17 protein-coding genes and 1 other RNA gene are annotated in these 19,303 nt (G+C 64.2%); 8 read left to right on the top strand and 10 right to left on the bottom strand.

The features are described 5' to 3' along the window. Window positions 1-327: 327 nt before the first annotated feature. The 8 genes from ABID59_RS22555 to tkt form a co-directional block, all read right to left on the bottom strand. Entirely contained in the window at window positions 328-1,119 is a 792-nt protein-coding gene (locus ABID59_RS22555; RefSeq protein ID WP_148756412.1) for an inositol monophosphatase family protein, read from the bottom strand. Window positions 1,120-1,239: 120 nt separating this feature from the next. After that, entirely contained in the window at window positions 1,240-2,346 is a 1,107-nt protein-coding gene (locus tag ABID59_RS22550) for a tetratricopeptide repeat protein (RefSeq protein ID WP_354084796.1), read from the bottom strand. Between the two features lie 9 nt (window positions 2,347-2,355). Beyond that, window positions 2,356-3,024 (bottom strand): thiamine phosphate synthase, encoded by a 669-nt coding sequence (locus ABID59_RS22545; protein WP_354032367.1) that lies wholly within the window; start codon window positions 3,022-3,024, stop codon window positions 2,356-2,358. 3 nt (window positions 3,025-3,027) lie between these two features. Then, window positions 3,028-4,053, bottom strand: a complete 1,026-nt coding sequence (locus tag ABID59_RS22540) for a class I fructose-bisphosphate aldolase (RefSeq protein WP_354084795.1) — start codon at window positions 4,051-4,053, stop codon at window positions 3,028-3,030. Between the two features lie 309 nt (window positions 4,054-4,362). Beyond that, window positions 4,363-5,430 (bottom strand): class II fructose-bisphosphate aldolase, encoded by a 1,068-nt coding sequence (fba, locus tag ABID59_RS22535; protein WP_354084794.1) that lies wholly within the window; start codon window positions 5,428-5,430, stop codon window positions 4,363-4,365. Window positions 5,431-5,492: 62 nt separating this feature from the next. Continuing rightward, window positions 5,493-6,689, bottom strand: coding sequence for a phosphoglycerate kinase (locus ABID59_RS22530; protein WP_354084793.1), 1,197 nt, complete (start codon window positions 6,687-6,689; stop codon window positions 5,493-5,495). A gap of 172 nt (window positions 6,690-6,861) precedes the next feature. After that, complete coding sequence (gap, locus tag ABID59_RS22525; RefSeq protein ID WP_354084792.1) at window positions 6,862-7,869, bottom strand: type I glyceraldehyde-3-phosphate dehydrogenase; 1,008 nt, start codon at window positions 7,867-7,869, stop codon at window positions 6,862-6,864. A gap of 169 nt (window positions 7,870-8,038) precedes the next feature. Continuing rightward, window positions 8,039-10,033: a transketolase gene (gene tkt, locus ABID59_RS22520; RefSeq protein WP_354084820.1), complete on the bottom strand. Its 1,995-nt coding sequence runs from the start codon at window positions 10,031-10,033 to the stop codon at window positions 8,039-8,041. Between the two features lie 289 nt (window positions 10,034-10,322). On the opposite strand from tkt, the gene ABID59_RS22515 reads away from it, so the two are divergent. From ABID59_RS22515 to ABID59_RS22480, 8 genes are all read left to right on the top strand, one after another. After that, window positions 10,323-10,643 carry a DUF4164 domain-containing protein gene (locus tag ABID59_RS22515; RefSeq protein ID WP_187435489.1) on the top strand — a complete coding sequence of 107 codons (321 nt, stop codon included), beginning with the start codon at window positions 10,323-10,325 and terminating at the stop codon, window positions 10,641-10,643. Then, window positions 10,640-11,023 carry a cell division protein ZapA gene (locus ABID59_RS22510; protein WP_148756420.1) on the top strand — a complete coding sequence of 128 codons (384 nt, stop codon included), beginning with the start codon at window positions 10,640-10,642 and terminating at the stop codon, window positions 11,021-11,023. The genes ABID59_RS22515 and ABID59_RS22510 overlap by 4 nt, the downstream gene beginning before the upstream one ends. 167 nt (window positions 11,024-11,190) lie before the next feature. Continuing rightward, a non-coding RNA gene (gene ssrS, locus ABID59_RS22505) (6S RNA) lies at window positions 11,191-11,351 on the top strand. Between the two features lie 192 nt (window positions 11,352-11,543). After that, a complete protein-coding gene (locus tag ABID59_RS22500; protein ID WP_354084791.1) occupies window positions 11,544-12,140 on the top strand; it encodes a 5-formyltetrahydrofolate cyclo-ligase in 597 nt (198 codons plus the stop codon). Then, window positions 12,118-12,942, top strand: coding sequence for a TIGR00282 family metallophosphoesterase (locus tag ABID59_RS22495; protein WP_354084790.1), 825 nt, complete (start codon window positions 12,118-12,120; stop codon window positions 12,940-12,942). The genes ABID59_RS22500 and ABID59_RS22495 overlap by 23 nt, the downstream gene beginning before the upstream one ends. Window positions 12,943-13,203: 261 nt before the next feature. Beyond that, complete coding sequence (locus tag ABID59_RS22490) at window positions 13,204-13,950, top strand: OB-fold nucleic acid binding domain-containing protein (RefSeq protein WP_354084789.1); 747 nt, start codon at window positions 13,204-13,206, stop codon at window positions 13,948-13,950. A 1-nt stretch (window position 13,951) separates the two neighbouring features. Beyond that, window positions 13,952-14,407 carry a type II toxin-antitoxin system VapC family toxin gene (locus ABID59_RS22485; protein WP_354084788.1) on the top strand — a complete coding sequence of 152 codons (456 nt, stop codon included), beginning with the start codon at window positions 13,952-13,954 and terminating at the stop codon, window positions 14,405-14,407. A gap of 411 nt (window positions 14,408-14,818) precedes the next feature. Beyond that, window positions 14,819-15,397: a hypothetical protein gene (locus ABID59_RS22480; protein ID WP_354084787.1), complete on the top strand. Its 579-nt coding sequence runs from the start codon at window positions 14,819-14,821 to the stop codon at window positions 15,395-15,397. Window positions 15,398-15,785: 388 nt separating this feature from the next. Here the strand turns inward: ABID59_RS22480 and ABID59_RS22475 are convergent, their stop codons facing one another. Beyond that, complete coding sequence (locus tag ABID59_RS22475) at window positions 15,786-17,129, bottom strand: c-type cytochrome (RefSeq protein ID WP_354084786.1); 1,344 nt, start codon at window positions 17,127-17,129, stop codon at window positions 15,786-15,788. Continuing rightward, window positions 17,126-19,300 (bottom strand): xanthine dehydrogenase family protein molybdopterin-binding subunit, encoded by a 2,175-nt coding sequence (locus ABID59_RS22470; RefSeq protein ID WP_354084785.1) that lies wholly within the window; start codon window positions 19,298-19,300, stop codon window positions 17,126-17,128. The genes ABID59_RS22475 and ABID59_RS22470 overlap by 4 nt, the downstream gene beginning before the upstream one ends. Window positions 19,301-19,303 lie beyond the last annotated feature (3 nt).

The following is a 19,303-nucleotide window of genomic DNA, read 5'->3' as shown; positions in this document are numbered from 1 at the left end:
CTATTGGTCGCATCGTCGACACCTACACGCCCGCAGAATCCACAAACTACTTCGTGGCCGCAGGGTACTTGCAACCTGATCGGCTAACGCTCTAGTAATGCGGATGCTACGATAGCATTGGCCGGGTCGTGGCCTTCAACCATCCCCCAGGATCGGATGACCGGCCAACATTCGTCAGCGTCGCGGACCGCATTGATGAGCTGGTTTGAGCAGCGCTACGTGGCGCGCTCAAGACGCCTCATGAGTCTAATCGCCGCGCATGCCGGTGAGTACTGGATCGTCCGCCTTCGCGGACGATGACCGCAGTGTGTAAGGTGTGGCCTCGGCCTACGCTGCCTTCCTCAAAATCTTCACCAGCTCGCCGTGCACGAACTCGTTCCCGCACACGACGTCGCCCGTGACGAGCGCATCGCCCGGCGTGTTGATATCGCTCACCGTTCCGCCCGCTTCGCGCACCATCAGCATGCCGGCGGCGATGTCCCAGGATTGCAGATTGCGTTCCCAGTAGCCGTCGAGGCGGCCGGCGGCGACGAAGGCGAGGTCGAGGGAGGCGGCGCCGAAGCGGCGCAGGCCGGCGACGCGGTCCTGGATCGCGGTCATCTCGCGGCGGAATTCCTCGTGGTCGCCGCGGCCGATATGGGGCAGGCCGCAGGCCACCACGCATTCGTTGAGCTGGCGGCGGCCGGCGACGCGCAGGCGCTGGTCGTTGAGGAAGACGCCCTTGCCGCGCTCGGCGATATAGAGCTCGTCATTGGCGGGGTTGTAGATCACGCCTGCGATGATGGTGCCCTCGCGCACCAGACCGATCGAGATCGCGAATTGCGGGATGCCGTGCAGGAAGTTGGTGGTGCCGTCGAGCGGGTCGACGATCCAGGTGTGGCTCTTGTCGGAGCCCTCGCGGGTGCCGCCTTCCTCGCCGATGAAGCCGTAACCCGGCCGCGCCTTGGCGAGGTCCTGGTAGAGGATTTCTTCGGCGCGCTTGTCGGCGAGCGAGACGAAATTGGCCGGCCCCTTCAGCGAGACTTGCAAATGCTCGATCTCGCCGAGATCGCGCTTGAGGCTGCGGCCGGCGCGGCGCGCGGCTTTGACCATGACATTGATAGTGGCGGAATACAGCATGAGCTCTGGTCTTGATCGGGGGGAAGGGGCGCAGAACCGCGCCATTTGAGGGGATTGGGTGCCCCGCGAGGGGCCAAACGTCAAGTCGTTCAGGTCATTTGCAGGGCATTTGGCGCCAGGTCATTTGTTTCCGAGCCATTTTTTGGCGGCGGCCTCCGCCTTGGCGCGGTCGTCGGCGGGCAGATCGGCCAGCTGCTTGTCGAGTTCCGGGTCGCCTTTGCCGGAGGTTTTGGCCACCAGATGCCATTTGAACCCCTCGACCTTGTCCACGGATGTGCCCATGCCGTTGATCAGGACCCAGGCGAGGCGGTTCTGCGCGATCGCGCTGCCCTGGCGGGAGGCCTTGCGCAGCAACGCCACGGCTGCGGGCTGGTTCTTCGGCGTGCCGGCGCCGTTGAACATGGCGATGGCATATTCAACCTCGGCATCGACATTGTCGGCCAGCGAGGCTGCCTGCAGCAGCCGCACCGACCGATCGGGGTCCTTCGGCACGCCGGTGCCTTCCTTGTAGAAGGTCGCGAGGGCGTATTGCGCCTCGGGCAGCCCGGCATCGGCCGCCTGGCGCAACAGCTCGGCGGAGCGGTTGACGTCCTGCGGCAGGGTCTGGCCGTCCAGATAAAGCAGGGCAAGGTTATAGGCCGCTCTGGGCTCGCCGAGCTTGGCAGCGGAGGCCATCAGCTTGACCGCCTCGCCCTTGTCGACGGGGCTGCCGCGGCCGGCGATGCGCAGCATGGCGAGCGCAAACATCGCCTCGCGGTCGCCGGCGTCGGAGGCGCGCTTGTACCATTCGATCGCCTTGGCGTAGTCGCGCCTGATGCCCATGGCGTTGGAATAGAGCTCGCCCAGCATGGTCATGGCCTTGGCATCGCCGGTCTTGGCGCGCGCGCTGGCGAGGTCGAAGGCGGTCTTGTACTGGCCGCGCTGATAGGCGCCGAACACCAGGTCGACGTTGGAATTGTCGGTCGGCGGCGCGGGGATCACGGTTGCCGGCAGCGTCGGGCTCGGCGAGGCCGACGGCTTTGGCGCCGGTGCGGCCTCCTTCTTCCTGGTGATCGTGTGCGGCGCGACCTTTGGCTTTTCCTTTGCCGTTTCCTTTGCCGTTTCCTTGGGCTTCTGCTTTTCCGGCGCAGGGCTCGGAATCGTCGCCGGCGGCGTGATCTGGAGCTGCGCGGCCGCAGGCGCCGCCAGCAGCAGCGTGGTGAGAAGCGTGATGCGCGGGAGTGTCATGGCGGGGCGCTAGCCCTGGCCCGCGGCAACAGCCGTGAAGGCCCTCTTGATCGCGGCATCGGCCTCGATCAGCGCGGCCTTCGGCCCGCGCGAATCCGCCCAGACGAGATCGCCGACCAGCACGAAATCGGCGCCGCTGGCGGCGAAGTCGTGGGCTTCCTCGAACGACATCGCAAAGCCGACGCAGGGCGGCTCGAACAACTCGGCCCACCAGTCCAGCCGTTCGGCGATCGCCTGGGACGACGGGCGCTGGCCCTTCGCATCGGGCTCGCCGAACAGCACGTAATCAGCACCCATCTCGCCCGCGTTCATCGACTCGTGCCGCGTCTCGAGCCCGCCGACACCGGCGATGCGATCGGGCTTGAGCGAGGGCATCGCCTCTTCCAGCGCGGCGATGCCTGCGAGATGCGCGCCATCGGCGCCGCCGCGTGCGACGATCTCGGGATGGCCGTCGACGAGCAGGGCCGCGCCGGCGTTCTGCACCATCGGCGCCAAAGCCTTGATCCGCGAGATCATGGTGCGCTGGTCGGTCTCCTTCAGCCGCACCAGCACGGCCGCGACATCGACGGCTGCGAGCAGCGCCGGCAACTCGGCGAGGAGCGCGGCGGGATCGTCGACAACAGGCGTCGCGAGATAAAGACGCGGCGCCGGGCGCGGCGGAGGCGATTTGTTCGACAAGATCTAGGCTGCCTTCTTTTCCAGGCTGCTTTGCCATTCGCCTTTGGAGGCGAGGCCATTCATGCGTGCACGATGACTGAATGCATTTTGTCCGGCCGCGACGTTCTCGGCCTTGCCCGACCAGGCCTTCTGCGGCGCGGCCTGCAGCGCGCGGCCGTAGGAGAAGGTCAGGCCCCAGGGTAGCCTGCCAAGCTTGTGCATGGCGTTGAGGTGCGAAGTCGCCTCTTCGTCCGATTGGCCGCCGGAGAGGAAGGCGATGCCGGGCACCGCCGCCGGCACGCAGGCCTTCAGCAGCCGGATTGTCTTCTCCGCGACCTCCTCGACGGAGGCCTGCTGCGCGCATTTTTTGCCCGAGATCGCCATGTTCGGCTTCAATACCATGCCTTCGAGCGCGACGCGCTGCACGCGCAATTCCTGGAACGTCTCGTTGAGCACGCGGCTCGTGACCTCATAGCAGCGGTCGATGTCGTGATCACCATCCATCAGCACCTCCGGCTCGACGATCGGCACGATCTGCGCGGCCTGGCACAGCGCGGCATAGCGCGCCAGCGCATGGGCATTGACGCTGATCGCGGTCATCGAGGGAATACCGCTGCCGATATCGATCACCGCGCGCCATTTGGCGAAGCGGGCGCCGCGCTCGTAATATTTCTTCAGCCGCTCGGCAAGCTTGTCCAGCCCGACGGTGACTGTTTCGCCCGGGCACATCGGCAGGGCTTGCGTGCCCTCGTCGACCTTGATGCCGGGAATGGCGCCGCTACTCTCGATCAGCTTGACCAGTGGCGTGCCGTCACCTGCCGCCTGCCAGATCGTCTCGTCATAGAGGATCACGCCCGAGATGTACTGGCTCATGGCCTCTCTCGAGCGGAACAGCATCTCGCGGTAGTCGCGGCGGTTGGCTTCGGTCGATTCCACGCCGATCGCGTCGAAGCGCTTCTTGATGGTGCCGGAGGATTCGTCGGCGGCAAGGATGCCCTTGCCGGGTGCGACCATGGCGGTCGCGATTCCGTTGAGCTCAGTCAGATTCATCGAGAGGTCCTCCCAAAACGATTCTGCCCTTGCCTGTGAAAATAGACGGTTCTCGGGCAATTGCCGAGTTAACGTTCGTCGCAGGGTAAAGGGGGGAGAGCTGGGCCGCAAATGAGCGGCTGGCGACGGTTCACCTCGCCCCGCTTGCGGGGAGAGGTCGGTCGCGAAGCGACCGGGTGAGGGGGGGCCTCCGCGAGTCCGTCTGTCACCGCCTTTGCGGAAGCAGCCCCTCACCCCGCCCTCTCCCCGCGAAGGGCGGGGCGAGGGAGACGATAGAGCGTGCCGGGGCTTCACGCCCTCGCGCGGCCCTTACGCCACCTTGGGGTCGAGCTCGCCCTTGGCGTAGCGCTTGGCCATGTCGGCGGGGGTCAGGATCTTCTTGAACTTGGAGGCTTGGCCGGCGGTGTTGAACTCCTGGAGCCGCTGCTTGCACAGCTTGGTCATGGCTTCCATCGCCGGCTTCAGATACTTGCGCGGATCGAACTCTTCCGGATTATCCTTGAGCACTTTCCGGATCTGGCCGGTCATGGCCATGCGGTTGTCGGTGTCGATGTTGATCTTGCGCACGCCGTGCTTGATGCCGCGCTGAATCTCGGTAACCGGCACGCCCCAGGTCGGCTTCATCTTGCCGCCATGGGCGTTGATGATGTCCTGGAGGTCCTGCGGCACCGACGAGGAGCCGTGCATCACGAGATGCGTGTTGGGCAGCTTGCGATGGATCTCCTCGATCACGTTCATGGCGAGGATGTCGCCGTCCGGCTTGCGGGTAAATTTGTAAGCACCGTGAGACGTCCCCATTGCGATCGCGAGCGCGTCGACCTTGGTCTCCTGGACGAACTTCACGGCCTCGTCCGGATTGGTCAGGAGCTGGTCGTGGCTCAGCTTGCCTTCGGCGCCGTGGCCGTCTTCCTTGTCGCCCATGCCGGTTTCGAGCGAGCCGAGCACGCCGAGCTCGCCCTCGACCGAGATGCCGCCGAGATGGGCCATGTCGGTCACGGTCTTGGTGACGCCGACATTGTAGGTCCAGTCGCCGGGGGTCTTGCCGTCGGCCTTGAGCGAGCCGTCCATCATCACCGAGGTGAAGCCGGCCTGGATCGCGGTCATGCAGGTCGCGGCCTCGTTGCCGTGGTCGAGATGCACGCAGACCGGAATGTGCGGGTAGATCTCGGTGACCGCGTCCATCATGTGCTTGAGCATGACGTCGTTGGCGTAGGAGCGCGCGCCGCGCGAGGCCTGGATGATGACGGGCGCGTCGACCTGGTTGGCCGCGTCCATGATCGCCAGCGCCTGCTCCATGTTGTTGATGTTGAAGGCCGGGACGCCGTAATCGTGTTCCGCCGCATGGTCGAGCAATTGACGCAACGTGATCCGAGCCATCTGTCTTTTTCTCCGTTCGGGCCTCAGGGCCGCTTGTTTCTTGCCGGTTTCTTGCCGTCTGATTACTTGATGCGAAGGACTTCGACGCCGGGCAGGGGCTTGCCCTCCATCCATTCAAGAAATGCGCCACCGGCGGTCGAGACATAGGTGAAATCACCGGCCACATGGGCCTGGTTGAGGGCCGCGACCGTGTCGCCGCCACCCGCGATCGAGATCAGCTTCTTGGCCTTGGTGCGCGCGGCGGCGTGCTTGGCGGCTGCCATCGTGCCACGGTCGAACGGCTGCATCTCGAACGCGCCAAGCGGTCCGTTCCAGACCAGCGTGGCGGCGTCGTCGATGGCGGCGTGGATGCGTGCGATCGATTGCGGGCCGACGTCGAGGATCATGCCGTCGGCCGGGATCGCATCGAGCCCATAGGCGTGCGACGGCGCGTTGGCGGCGAAATGATAGGCCACGGTGGCATCGACCGGGAGGATGATGGCGCAGTTGGCGGCCGAGGCCTTCTCCACGATGCGCAACGCAGTGGCAGCGAGATCCTTCTCGGCCAGCGACTTGCCGATGCCGACGCCCTGGGCGTGCAGGAAGGTGTTGGCCATGCCGCCGCCGATCACGAGCGCGTCGACCTTGCCCACGAGATTCTCGAGCAGGTCGATCTTGGTCGAGACCTTTGCGCCGCCGATGATCGCGATGACAGGCTTGGTCGGCGAACCCAGCGCCTTCTCCAGCGCGTCGAGCTCGGCCTGCATGGTGCGGCCGGCATAGGCCGGCAGCTTGTGGCCGAGACCTTCGGTCGAGGCGTGGGCGCGGTGCGCCGCCGAGAACGCGTCGCTGACCCAGATGTCGCCGAGCTTTGCCAGCTCCGCGACGAAGGCCGGATCGTTCTTCTCTTCCTCTTTGTGGAAGCGGGTGTTTTCCAGACAGAGGATGTCGCCATCCTGCAACGTCGCCACGGCCTTGGCCGCGGGCTCGCCGATGCAATCGTCAGCGAAGGCGACGGGCTTCTTCACGACCTTCGACAGCGCTTCGGCGACCGGCCTCAGTGAGTCCTTGGCATCGCGGCCCTTCGGCCGGCCGAAATGCGCGAGCAGGATGACCTTGCCGCCCTTGTCCGAGATTTCGGTGATGGTCGGCGCGACGCGCTCGAGCCGGGTCGCGTCACTGACGCGGCCATTGTCCATGGGCACGTTGAGATCGACGCGCAGCAGCACGCGCTTGCCCTTCACGTCGACGTCGTCGAGGGTGCGGAATTTGTTCGCCATCGGATACTCTCTCTTGTCCCGGGCGCTCTTGTCCCGGGCGCAACTAGCGGCGCGAAGCGCTGCTGTGCAGAACCGGGACCCACATTGCAGCGAGTCCCGCAGTTGAATGGGTCCCGGCTCTGCGGAGCAGCGCAAGCGCGCTGCACCGCGTCCGGGACACGAGAGTAAACGCTTAGATCACCTTCGCGAACGCGACGGCGGTGTCCGCCATGCGGTTCGAGAAGCCCCACTCGTTGTCGTACCAGGCCATCACGCGCACCAGGGTGCCGTTCTGCACCTTGGTCTGGTCCATGTGGAAGGTCGCCGAGTGCGGATCGTGATTGAAGTCGATCGAGACATTCGGCGCGTTGGTGTAGCCGAGGATGCCCTTGAGCTGCTGCTCGGAGGCGCGCTTCATCGCCTCGTTGATTTCCTTCGGATCGGCGGCGCGCTTGGCGACGATCTTGAGGTCGATCACCGAGACGTTCGGCGACGGCACGCGGATCGAGACGCCGTCGAGCTTGCCCTTCAGCTCGGGCAGCACGAGGCCGATCGCCTTGGCGGCACCGGTCGAGGTCGGGATCATCGACATCGCAGCCGCACGGCCGCGATAGAGATCCTTGTGCAGCGTGTCCAGCGTCGGCTGGTCGCCGGTATAGGCGTGGATCGTGGTCATGAAGCCGGTCTCGATGCCGACGAGATCGTTCAGCACCTTGGCGACCGGCGCGAGGCAGTTGGTGGTGCACGAGCCGTTCGAGACCACCATGTGGTCCTTGGTCAGCGTGTCGTGGTTGACGCCGTAGACGATGGTGGCGTCGGCGCCGTCGGCAGGCGCGGAGATCAGCACGCGCTTGGCGCCGGCGGTCAGATGCGCGGATGCCTTGTCCTTCGCGGTGAAGATGCCGGTGCATTCCATCGCGATGTCGACGCCGAGATCTTTCCAGGGCAGCTTCGAGGGATCGCGCTCGGCGGTCACCTTGATCTTGCCGTTGCCGAGGCTGATCGAGTCGCCGTCGACGGTGACGGTGCCGGGGAAGCGGCCATGGACGCTGTCGAAGCGGAGGAGGTGGGCGTTGGTCTCGACCGGGCCGAGGTCGTTGATGCCGACGACCTCGATGTCCTTGCGGCCGGACTCGGCGATAGCCCGCAGGATGTTGCGGCCGATGCGGCCAAAACCGTTAATTCCGACGCGGACTGCCATGTTTCATCTCCTTATGACCGTTCAATGACGGGCTCGATAACGCCTAGTCTTCCCGCACAACGCGCTATACGCGCCTGCGAGGGTTTTTAGGGGCGGACGCCCGGTTCAGCCGGGCGGTGCTTGATCATATGAGAGATTACGTAGTCCTTTTTTTTGGCAAGCTCAACTCTCAGGATACGCGCTTCAGCACGGCGTTAACCGCGGCCTCGGCGGTAATGCCGAAATGCTTGTAAAGATCCTTGGCCGGCGCGCTCGCGCCGAAGGAATGCATGCCGATAAATTCGCCATCCTGGCCGATCACGGCATCCCAGCCCCAGCGCACGGCGGCCTCGATCGCGACCTTCACCGGCGCGTTGCCGATGATGGCGGCACGCTTGGCCTCTGGTTGCGCTAACAACAGCTCGAGCGAGGGCACCGAGACCACCCGCGACGGGATGCCGCGCTCGGCGAGCTGCTTCTGGGCGGCCACCGCGATCTCGACCTCGGAGCCGGATGCGAACAGCGTCGCCTTGGCTTCCCCTTGCGCGGCCACCAGCTCGTAGGCGCCCTGGGCGCAGGGATTCTCGTTCGGTGCGGTGGTGCGGAGCTGCGGCAGGTTCTGCCGCGTCAGCGCCAGCACCGTCGGGCCGTCGATACGATTCAGCGCCAGCTCCCAGCACTCGGCGACCTCGACGGAATCGCAGGGGCGGAACACGCGCATGTTCGGGATGGCGCGAAGCGCGGCGAGATGCTCGACCGGCTGATGGGTCGGGCCGTCCTCGCCAAGGCCAATGGAATCGTGCGTCATCACATAGACCACACCGGTGCCCATCAGCGCCGCCAGGCGCATCGCCGGACGCGCATAGTCGGTGAACACGAGGAAGGTCGCACCGTTCGGTGCGAAGCCGCCGTGCAGGAAGATGCCGTTCATCGCGGCACACATGCCGTGCTCGCGGATGCCGTAATGGATGAAGCGGCCTTTCGGCGTCTTGGCGGAGAAGGCGGTTGCCGACTTCGCCTTGTTGTTGTTGGAGCCGGTGAGGTCGGCGGAGCCCGCGAGGAATTCCATCGGCATCGCGCCGGCAATCACCTCGATCACGGCTTCCGACGACTTGCGGGTGGCCGCGGTCATCGGCTTCTCCAGCAGCTCCTTCTTGTACGTGCGCACGGCCTTCGCCAGCGAAGCCGGACGCTCGTGGCGCACGCGGCGCTCGAACTCGGCGCGCTTGCGGCTGCCGAGCTCGCCGAGCCGTCCCTCCCATTCCTGTCGTGCCGCAGCGCCGCGCGAGCCGGCTGCGCGCCAGGCCTTCAGCACGTCATCCGGCACCGAGAACGGCTCGAGCGAGATGCCGAGATTTTCCTTGGCGGCCTTGAGCTCGTCGGCGCCGAGCGCCTCGCCATGCGCCTTGGCGGTGCCGGCCTTGTGCGGCGCGCCGAAGCCGATGGTGGTGCGGCAGGCGATCAGTGTCGGCTTGTTGGATTTTTGCGCACGGGTGATCGCGGCAGCGATCGCGGCCTGGTCATGGCCGTCGATTTTCTCGGCGGCCCAGCCGCACGCCTTGAAGCGCTTCACCTGGTCGACCGAATCGGAGATCGAGGTCGGGCCGTCGATCGAGATGCCGTTGTCGTCGTAGAGCACGATCAGCTTGCCGAGCTTCCAGTGCCCGGCCATCGCGATCGCTTCCTGCGAGACGCCTTCCATCAGGTCGCCGTCGGAGGCGAGCACGTAGGTGTGGTGGTCGACGATCTTCTTGCCGAACTCGGCGGCGAGCATCTTCTCGGCGAGCGCCATGCCGACCGCGGTCGAGATGCCCTGGCCGAGCGGGCCGGTGGTGGTCTCGATGCCCTTGGTGTGGAAGTTCTCGGGGTGACCCGGCGTCAATCCGCCGAGCTGGCGGAATTGCTTGAGCTGGTCCAGCGTCATGTCGGCGTTGCCGGTCAGGTGCAGCAGCGAATAGAGCAGCATCGAGCCGTGACCGGCGGAGAGCACGAAGCGGTCGCGGTCCGGCCAGTCGATTGCGGTAGCATCGTATTTGAGGAACTGCGTGAACAGCACCGTGGCCATGTCGGCGGCGCCCATCGGTAGGCCCGGATGACCCGACTTTGCCTTCTCGACGGCATCCATCGAGAGGCCGCGGATCGCGTTGGCCATACGGTTGGGATCGACCTGCGTCATGTCTGAAATCCGTCTGAAATGAGGCGCTTGTGGCAGAATTCGCCGCGCCGGAAAGAGCCTTTCGGCCGCTGGGGGCGCGGCTGGGATAGCATCTCGGTTCCGGCAGGCCAAGGCAGTCAAACGCCGGTTTGGCCGTAAAAGTTGCTTAGCAGTGCATAGTTTCGCGGCGGCGTTGCGCTTGGCTAGCTTGCCACGTAAATTTCTGCTTCTAACCGCTTGCCGAACCGAGTCTTTTGCCGGACGGCAAGCTCCCAGGTAAAGGCCACGGGTCAAGCCCACAGGTTCCGCCGCTGACTGCATGAACGATCGCGTATCCAACAGCGCTGCCATGACGGAGTCCTCCGCCGTCGAGATCGAGATCGCGACCCGCAGGCTCACGGCGGCGCTCGACGCGCTTGAAAGCGCGGTCGAGCGAAGGCGCGATGCTGACCGCGACGAGAATGAGCTTGCGACGCGAATCCAGGCGCTAGGCGCCGATCGTTCGCGGCTTGCCGACGAGCTCGACGGTGCACTGGTGAAGGCGCGCAAGCTCGAGCGCACCAATCGCGAGATCTCCGATCGGCTGGAGTCCGCAATCGTCACGATACGTTCGGTACTTGATACCGGAGAGGACGGATGAGCCACATCAACGTCACCATCAACGCCCGGCAATACCGCATGGCCTGCGAGGAGGGCCAGGAGGTGCGGCTGTTGAAGCTTGCCGAAGGCCTGGAGACGCGGATTCAGTCGCTGCGCGGAAAATTCGGCGAGATCGGCGATGCCAGGCTCACCGTGATGGCGGCGCTGACCGTCTGCGACGAGTTGGTCGACGCCGGCAACCGCATCCGCACCATGGAGCAGGAGCTGACCGAACTGCGGGATTTCCGCAACGCCGCCGTCGAGCGTGCCCGGATGACCCAGACCGCCGTGGTCAACGCGCTGAACTCTGCCGCCGAGCGCATCGAGAAGTCGACCCAGGTCCTGAACCGCACCGTCGGCAACGGCATCGCGATCGGTTGATTTTGGCGTTTCCCCTTGTGGCCATTCTTCGAGACGCCCGCTACGGCAGGCTCCTCGGGATGAGGTCCTGCCTCGCGGTCAGATCCTAGACCCTCATGGCGAGGAGCCGGCGCGTGGCACGTGCGATCGCTCTGGTGATTCGTCAGTATCGTTGTTACATTGCGCAGGCGAGGCTGCGACGCGCGTCCGGAGCCATATATCCCCGGGGCCTTATCGATCCTTTAGGGAACTGTCCCTGGCCGGGCCCGTGGGCCCGGACATATGGTGCCCACCTACTTTCGTAGGGAACTCCGGGATCGAGTGCTTCAACGGCGTTTGCGGCTTCGCACTTTTGTGTTTGCCTGGTTTGTGCTTGTCGAAACGACTGCGGCCAATTCAGTAGGTGTCATGCCCCGGCTTGACCGGGGCATCCAGTACGCCGCTGCCTTTGTGTGAATCACCACCGGCTCTGGAATACTGGATCACCCGCCCCAGTGCGCAAGGGCGCACAAGGCGGGTGATGACGTGGGGACCGAAGCACATGACCAACACCAAATCCGAGCTCCGTGCCAAAGCCCTCGCGGCGCGTGATGCTCTGAGTGAGAAGAAGCGCATCGCAGCCGCCGCCAAGCTTGCCGAGCGCGGGCTGCCGTTCAAGCTGCTGCCCGGCAGCATCGTCTCCGGCTACTCGCCGATCCGCAGCGAGATCGATCCGATGCCGCTGCTGAAGAAGCTCACTGAAGAGGGCGCCAGGCTCGCGCTGCCCTGCGTCACGGCGCGCGGCCAGTCGCTGGTCTTCCGCATCTTCCATCCGAACGACCGCCTGATGCTCGGCCCGCTCGGCATTCCCGAGCCGTCGCCGGCGGCCGCCGAAGTCATCCCCGACATCATGCTGACGCCACTCGCCGCCTTCGACCGTCTCGGCCATCGCATCGGCTATGGCGCGGGGCACTACGACCACACCTTCGCGCACCTCCGCAAGACCAAGCAGATCGTCGGCATCGGGCTCGCTTTTGCAGCGCAGGAGATCAAGGCGGTTCCGGCACTAGCCCACGACGTGGCGCTGGATTATGTGCTAACGGAATCGGACGTTTTCGATTTCCGGAGTTCTGAAGTTGCGCATTCTGTTCGTGGGTGATGTCGTCGGCCGTAGCGGCCGCAACGCCATCGCCGAATATCTGCCCGGCATGATCAAGGACTGGTCGCTCGATTTCGTCGTCGTCAACGGCGAGAATTCGGCGGGAGGCTTCGGCATCACGGAAGCGATCTATCAGGAATTTCTCGATGCCGGTGCCGATGCGGTGACGCTCGGCAATCACTCCTGGGACCAGCGCGAGGCGCTCGTCTTCATCGAGCGCGCCGAGCGACTGGTGCGGCCGGCGAACTATCCGCGCGGCACGCCCGGCCGCGGCGCCGCCCTGGTCGAGACCAAGAACGGCAGGCATGCGCTCGTCGTCAACGCGCTTGGTCGCGTCTTCATGACGCCGTTCGACGATCCCTTTGCAGCGCTCGAGCGCGAGCTCGGCGCCTGTCCGCTCGGCGTTGCCGCCGATGCCATCGTGGTCGACTTCCATTGCGAGGCGAGCAGCGAGAAGCAGGGCATCGGCTTCTTCTGCGACGGCCGCGCCAGCCTCGTCGTCGGCACCCACACCCATGTGCCGACCGCCGACCACCAGATTCTATCAGGCGGCACCGCCTACATGACCGACGCCGGCATGACCGGCGATTACGATTCCATCATCGGCATGCAGAAGGAAGAGCCGCTGCGCCGGTTCACGTCGGGGATTCCGTCAGGCCGGTTCGAGCCGGCCGCGGGCGTCGCGACGCTCAGCGGCGTCGCGGTGGAGACCGATGACGCGACTGGCCTGGCGCTGCGGATCGCCCCGGTGCGTGCGGGCGGCCGGCTGGAGCCGGCGACGCCGAAGTTCTGGTTGAGCTGATTTCTCGTGCGGCATTGTCGGTGCACCTTCTCCCTGGGGGTTCTGTGTAACCCATTGAGATAACGGTGGAAATCTAATCTTGCGTCGTCCAGCGTCCCTTGCAGGGGGTTCCTGTGCGCAGCGCCAAGCCGTAGCAACGACAGTCGGACGCTAGGCCATTCTGACACAGACTACAACGAACGGCGTAACGTATGATTGACGCCAGCGATGGATAATGCGCGTACTTTGCATTGGGACGCGAACGCGGATGGTTGATGGGTCATGGCCACTGCCGACCAGATACCGAGTGAACTCACGCTGGAGATAGGTGCCGATCTATCTCCCGAGCGCTTCATGACGGCTGCCCGCGCGTTCTTCGGATACATACAGGAATTGAGCGCGAACTTTGCTCCGGAGGGAGAGCCCGCGCGATGGGTTGTGCGCGTTCGTGAGGGCAGCACGTTGCTCGGCGTTGATCCGATGCCAGCCACGCCGATTGAAGTGGTGAACGCCGTCCTCGCGCGTGCTGAGAAGGGCATCAGGCGCATTGCCGAAGGCGACATTGACGAGTCCGGTTTGCCGGAAGCGGCAGTAAAGCACTTGAAGACATTGGCGGAGATATCCGAAGGCGCGCGCGGTCATCGGATTCCGGTGCGTCTTTGGGTCCACAAAAAGCCGGTCGATTTAGACCCGAGCATTGCGAGGATCATCCGCGAAGATTTTCGGGCGGACTACAATGATTACGGGACAATTGAAGGCCGCTTGGAAACGATCACTGAAGGCAGCAGCGGCTCTCTTCAATTTCAAATCCGCGATGCAATGTTGAAGCAAAAGGTCCGCTGCTTTTTTCCCGAGAACCTGCTCGCCGACGTTTTTGACAAATTCCGGAAGCGCGTCGAGGTGTCCGGCGTGATCCACTACCGGAAGAACGGAATGCCGATCAGCATCGAGGCCGTAAGCGTTGTCAGCCTGCCCGATGACAGTGAACTACCAACAGCAGGGGACGTGAGAGGCATTCTCCGTAATTAATTTGCCAGTTGAATTGATCTATTGGGACAGTGACGCCTTTCTCGGATGGCTCCAGTCGGAATCGGGCAAGGCGGAGCTATGTGAGGGCACGCTACAGCGCGCCGATGCAGGGGAAGTGCTTATCGTCACGTCCACGCTCACAATCGCGGAAGTGCTTTGGATGCGAAACGCACCTCCGATTCCAAAGGACAGGGCCGATATTGTTCGCAAGTTCTTTCGCCGATCATCGATGCGGCTTCGCAACGTCACGAGGGTCGTGTCCGAGAGCGCTCAAGAATTGGTTTGGGATCACGGAGTAAGGCCTAAAGACGCCATCCACGTTGCGACCGCGCTCGAAGCGAAGGTTCAGGCGCTAGAGACATTCGACGACGGGCTGCTCAAAAAATCTGGGATAATCGGAGCGCCACCGCTGTTGATTAGGAAGCCGATAGCGCCCGCCCAAAGGAAGCTGTTGTGACGGGGCCGATACTGGCGTTGGCCGTGCAGACATGAACGGCTGGAACAGACTGTTTGTAGTTGCTGTCGTTGTGTGGGCGCTTGTCGCGCCGTTTCTGTTAATAGCCGAGAACAATAAACCCGCAGAGAGGCTGTTCAGCCTGTGCAGTGACGCCGCGTATCACCTCTACGGATCTAGCAGTTCAAGTTAGCTCGACATGGATCGGTACCGGGCAGAGGAAGCGAAATGTTCGGCGACATTGGTCCGGGGTCTCGTCGGCATGCCGGAGATGCTCGGTGCCATGATCGCCGCGGGAGCCTGGAAATTGGGTGCCGGCGCTTGGGGCTTTATCCTCATTCCACTGGGGCTGCTGTGGTTTGCCGCGTGGGGCGTTGCCCGTGTCGTGCGTTGGGTTGCCGCAGGATTCCGACGATGACCACACTCAGCACTCTGCTAATAACGCTTACGTCCATAGCTTGCTTAACCGGCACTGCTTCAATGGGACAGGCCCCTCAGATTCTGAGCCGTTTCAGCAGTTGGGCTGTTGTCAGGTCCGGAGAATTGATTTCACTTTCGTCTGATTCTGGAAACATCGGCGCGGGCTGTAGCGACGGCACGATGACCTATATGACGTTGGTGAAAATAATCGACCATTCCGCTGTCGTCTGGAACCCCGACGTAAAGGCTTTTTATTTTCACTTCACAGCTTGGGCCGACGACGGACCGCCTTCTGATTTTAAGCTGCTGGTGGCCGATCAGAGCGACACCTTGGCCACCGGGATCGTTGTTTTGAATCCGGAGTTCAACGACCAAAACACTCGTCTTTGGGCGATGCTGAAAGCCGCCAGAACGCGGTTCTCGTACAGCACCCCGTCGGGTACCGTTTCGGTGGGCGCAGTTGATTTGGCTCCGGCCATCGCACGATTCCAAGAGGAGTGCGCCAAGATATTTGTGGTGAACGCGCATAGAAAATTGAAAGAACCCATACCCTTGCAATGGCTCAACCGGTAAGGACTGCCAGCGCGGCTGGTTTTGATTTACTCTCGATGTGTAAATTAGGCTCATTCCGCCACCGCCAACCCCCCCATGATCGCGACGATGGCGACGAACAGCACGGACTCGATCTTCGACATCAGCCACATAGCCCCGTCGCGAAGCCGATCCCGACGAGAAGAATTTCTTCTCGCCGACGCCACTCAGATCACGGGGGCCATTGAGGTACTTGCGCTGCAGGCGACCGACGTTAACAATGAACGCATCACCTCGCGTGATGAGGGGTTGCTCCGCGAATTCAAGTATGAGTTGGACTCGCGGAGAGAACCCCTCGCCCGGCTTCGCTTCGCGAAGCCACCTATCCATCCCACAAGGGGAGAGGGTGCAACGTCAGGCGGGACGACACCTACTCCGCCGTCTGCTCCCTTAACTCCGCCACATCCTTCGCCGTCAGCTTCGAGCCCTTCGTCCCGAACCGCGCCGTGACGTAGTTCGCCACCGCCGCGATCTCGTCGTCGCTATACGCATTGCCGAACGCCGGCATCGACAGCGCACCATCCGGGGTGTGGCGCCTGGTGCCTGACAGCACGATCTGCGCGACGTTGGTGGCGGCGGGGTCGTTGACGGCCCAGGTGCCGGTCAGCGTCGCCATCGGCGACACCGGGCTCTCGCCGCTCCAGCCATGGCAGCTGGCGCAGGCGCTGGCGAACACCTTCTTGCCGCGCGCGTCTGCCGTCACGCCGTCCTTGTGAGAAGTGGGTGCGACCGGCGCCGTGGTGGCGGGAAGATCGGGCGAGGGCACCGGCGGCACGCTGCGCAAGTAAGCAACGATGGAGCGGATGTCCTCCGGCGCGAACTGGCTAAAACTGTGGTCGACCGCTTCGCCCATCGGACCCGAGGCCGCGCCATGGCCCGGCGCGTGGCCGAGCGACAGATACGAGATCAGATCCTCGTCACGCCAGTTGCCGAGGCCGGTGGCCTTGTCGGAGGAGATGTTGAAGGCGTGCCAGCCGGCGGTGATCGCGCCCGCGAACTTCTTGCGGTTGTCCAGCGCAAAGCCGAGATTGCGCGGCGTGTGGCACTCGCCGCAATGCGCCAGTGCTTCCGCCAGATACGCACCACGATTCCACTCCGGGCTCTTCGAGGTATCCGGCGCAAAGCGGGTGTCCGGGTTGAACACGGCCGACCAGAACATCATCGCCCAGCGCTGGTTGAACGGGAACGACAGCGTGTTCTCAGGCGGCTTGGCGCGTACCGCCGGCAGGCTGAACAGATAGGCCTTCACCGCCAGCACGTCCTCGTCGGTCATGAACGTGTAGGACGTGTAGGGCATCGCCGGATAGAGCCGGGCGCCGTCATGCCGCTTGCCGCGCTGGACCGCGTCGAGGAAGTCCTGGTCGCTGTAATTGCCGATGCCGGTGTCCTTGTCCGGCGTGATGTTGGTCGAGTAGAGCGTGCCGAACGGCAGCTTGAAGCCGAGCCCGCCGGAATATTCCGTCCCGCCGGGACTGGTGTGGCAGACCATGCAGTCGGCCGCCTTCGCCAGATATTCGCCGCGCTCGACTAGGCCCGCTTTTTCGAGCTTGGCCGGCACGCCCGTCGGCTTGCCGGCGCGGTAATCCGCGAGCGCCACCTTGGTGCCGCCGGCGAAATCGAGCGGACCGGGTCCGCGGATGATGAAGACGCCGAGCGCCACCGCGACGATGGCGATCACGACGAGGCTCGCAAGGATACGCATTGTCCGGCTCATGCCTTCCTCCCGGCAGCCAGCAGTTTCCGATCGATCGGCAGGCGCCGCAGCGCCACGCCGGTTGCGGCGTAAATTGCGTTGCACAGCGCCGGCGGTCCGGCATTGACGCCGGCTTCGCCGATGCCGCCGGGCGCCTCGCCGCTCTTGACCACGATGACCTCGATCTTCGGCGTCTCGTTGATGCGCATCATGCGGTAGTCGTGGAAGTTCGATTGCTGCACGCGCCCCTTCTCGATGGTGATCTCGCCGTAGAGCGCGGCGGTGAGGCCGAAGATCAGCCCGCCCTCGATCTGCGCCTTCACCGTATCGGGATTCACGGCGATGCCGGTGTCGACCACTGACGTGACGCGGCGGACAATGATCTCGCCGATGTCGTCGATCTCGGCTTCCACCACGGTCGCGAGGTAGCTGGCAAACGACGGCTGCACGCAGACGCCGCGGCCGACGCGTGGCGGCAGCCTCTCACCCCAGCCGGATTTTTCCGCGACCAGATTCAGCACAGCCAGCGCGCGCGGGTTCTTTGTCAGATGGGCGCGGCGAAACTCGACCGGGTCCTTGCCGGCCTTGCGCGCCAGTTCGTCCATCGCGCATTCGAACGCGAACACGTTGTTGTTCGGGCCGACGCCGCGCCAGAAGCCGGTCGGCACAGCAGGCGGTTCGGCGCGGACATATTCGACCTGGAAGTTGGGAAAGTCGTAGGGCATGTCCGCCGCGGCATCGACCGCGTCGATATCGATGCCTTTCTGGAACGCCGGCGGCAGCCAGCGTGCAATCACCGCCGAGCCGGCGATCTTGTATTTCCAGGCCGACACCTTGCCATCGACCAGTGTCGCGGTGACCTGGTCGCGATAGACCGGGCGGTAGACGTCGTGCTGGATGTCCTCCTCGCGGGTCCAGATCACCTTGACGGGATAATCGACCTGCTTTGCGATCTTCACTGCCGCAACCACCATGTCCGGCTCGAGCTTTCGGCCGAAGCCGCCGCCGAGCAGATGCTGGTTGACGATCACCTTGTCGACGGGAACGCCGGCGGCCTTCGCCGCCTCCGCCTGCACGCGCGTCATGATCTGCGTGCCGGTCCAGATCTCGCAGGCGTCCGGTCGGACGTGGACAGTGGCGTTGATCGGCTCCATCGAGGCATGCGCCAGGAACGGCAATTCGAAGTTCGCCTCGAATCTGTCGCCGCTCGCCAGCCCCTTGGCGATGTCGCCGACTGATTTTGCGATCGCGCCGTCCTTCTCGCTGGCGGCGCGCAGGTCCTGCCAGATGTCCTTGGTGCTGATTTTTGCGTTCGGTCCCTCGTTCCATTCGATCTTGAGCGCTTCGAGACCTTTTTTGGCGGCCCATGTGTGGTCGCCGATCACCGCGACCGTATCCTCGAGCACCACGATCTTGCGCACGCCGGCGACTTTCATCGCCCCAGTGTCGTCGACCTTGCCGACCTTGCCGCCGAACACCGGACAATTGGCGATCACCGCGATCTTCATGTTCGGCAGGATCGCATCGATGCCGTAGACGACCTTGCCGTTGACCTTGTCCGGCGTGTCGAGCCGCTTCAGCGGCTGCCCGATGATGACGAAGTCCTTGGGGTCCTTGACCGCAACGTCCTTCGGCGGCGTTTGGCCCTGTGCGGCCAATGCCAGTTCGCCATAACCGATCTTGCGGCTGCTCGCGGCGTGCACGACCTCGCCTTTCGACGCCGTGCAGCTGGCAGGATCGACCTGCCATTGCGCCGCTGCGGCCTGCACCAGCATGGCCCGCGCGCTGGCGCCGGCGGCGCGCAGCGGTTTCCACCAGGCGCGGATCGAGGTCGAGCCACCGGTTGCCTGCAAGCCGAACACGGGATTGGCGTAGAGCTTGTCGTTGGGCGGCGCGTGCTGGACCTCGACCTTGGCCCAGTCGGCATCGAGCTCCTCAGCCAGGATCATCGCAATCGAGGTATAGACGCCCTGGCCCATCTCGACCTGCGGCATCATCAGCACGGTGCGGCCGGTCTCGTCGATGCGGATGAAGGCGTTGGGCGCGAACTTGCCGTCGGTCGCATCCTTCTGCACCGGCTCGTTCGCGGCGGCGCGCAGCGGCAGATGGAAGGCGAGAAGGACGCCGGCGGCGAGACCGCCGGTCAGAAGCGCGCGGCGGGAGACGTCAGGAAGGGTCTTGTCTGTGATCATGGC

Source organism: Bradyrhizobium sp. S3.3.6, from assembly GCF_040546905.1.
Classification (GTDB): Bacteria; Pseudomonadota; Alphaproteobacteria; order Rhizobiales; family Xanthobacteraceae; genus Bradyrhizobium; species Bradyrhizobium cytisi.
The sequence above is the reverse complement of the archived record's forward strand: the minus strand, read 5'-3'. Positions and strand labels throughout refer to the sequence as shown.

Bases quoted from the DNA above. Each gene is read 5' to 3' on its own strand.
- ABID59_RS22555 (WP_148756412.1), bottom strand. From the start codon at position 1,119: ATGCTGTATTCCGCCACTATCAATGTCATGGTCAAAGCCGCGCGCCGC.
- ABID59_RS22550 (WP_354084796.1), bottom strand. From the start codon at position 2,346: ATGACACTCCCGCGCATCACGCTTCTCACCACGCTGCTGCTGGCGGCG.
- ABID59_RS22540 (WP_354084795.1), bottom strand. From the start codon at position 4,053: ATGAATCTGACTGAGCTCAACGGAATCGCGACCGCCATGGTCGCACCC.
- fba (WP_354084794.1), bottom strand. From the start codon at position 5,430: ATGGCTCGGATCACGTTGCGTCAATTGCTCGACCATGCGGCGGAACAC.
- ABID59_RS22530 (WP_354084793.1), bottom strand. From the start codon at position 6,689: ATGGCGAACAAATTCCGCACCCTCGACGACGTCGACGTGAAGGGCAAG.
- gap (WP_354084792.1), bottom strand. From the start codon at position 7,869: ATGGCAGTCCGCGTCGGAATTAACGGTTTTGGCCGCATCGGCCGCAAC.
- ABID59_RS22515 (WP_187435489.1), top strand. From the start codon at position 10,323: ATGAACGATCGCGTATCCAACAGCGCTGCCATGACGGAGTCCTCCGCC.
- ABID59_RS22510 (WP_148756420.1), top strand. From the start codon at position 10,640: ATGAGCCACATCAACGTCACCATCAACGCCCGGCAATACCGCATGGCC.
- ABID59_RS22500 (WP_354084791.1), top strand. From the start codon at position 11,544: ATGACCAACACCAAATCCGAGCTCCGTGCCAAAGCCCTCGCGGCGCGT.
- ABID59_RS22490 (WP_354084789.1), top strand. From the start codon at position 13,204: ATGGCCACTGCCGACCAGATACCGAGTGAACTCACGCTGGAGATAGGT.
- ABID59_RS22480 (WP_354084787.1), top strand. From the start codon at position 14,819: ATGACCACACTCAGCACTCTGCTAATAACGCTTACGTCCATAGCTTGC.
- ABID59_RS22475 (WP_354084786.1), bottom strand. From the start codon at position 17,129: ATGAGCCGGACAATGCGTATCCTTGCGAGCCTCGTCGTGATCGCCATC.
- ABID59_RS22470 (WP_354084785.1), bottom strand. From the start codon at position 19,300: ATGATCACAGACAAGACCCTTCCTGACGTCTCCCGCCGCGCGCTTCTG.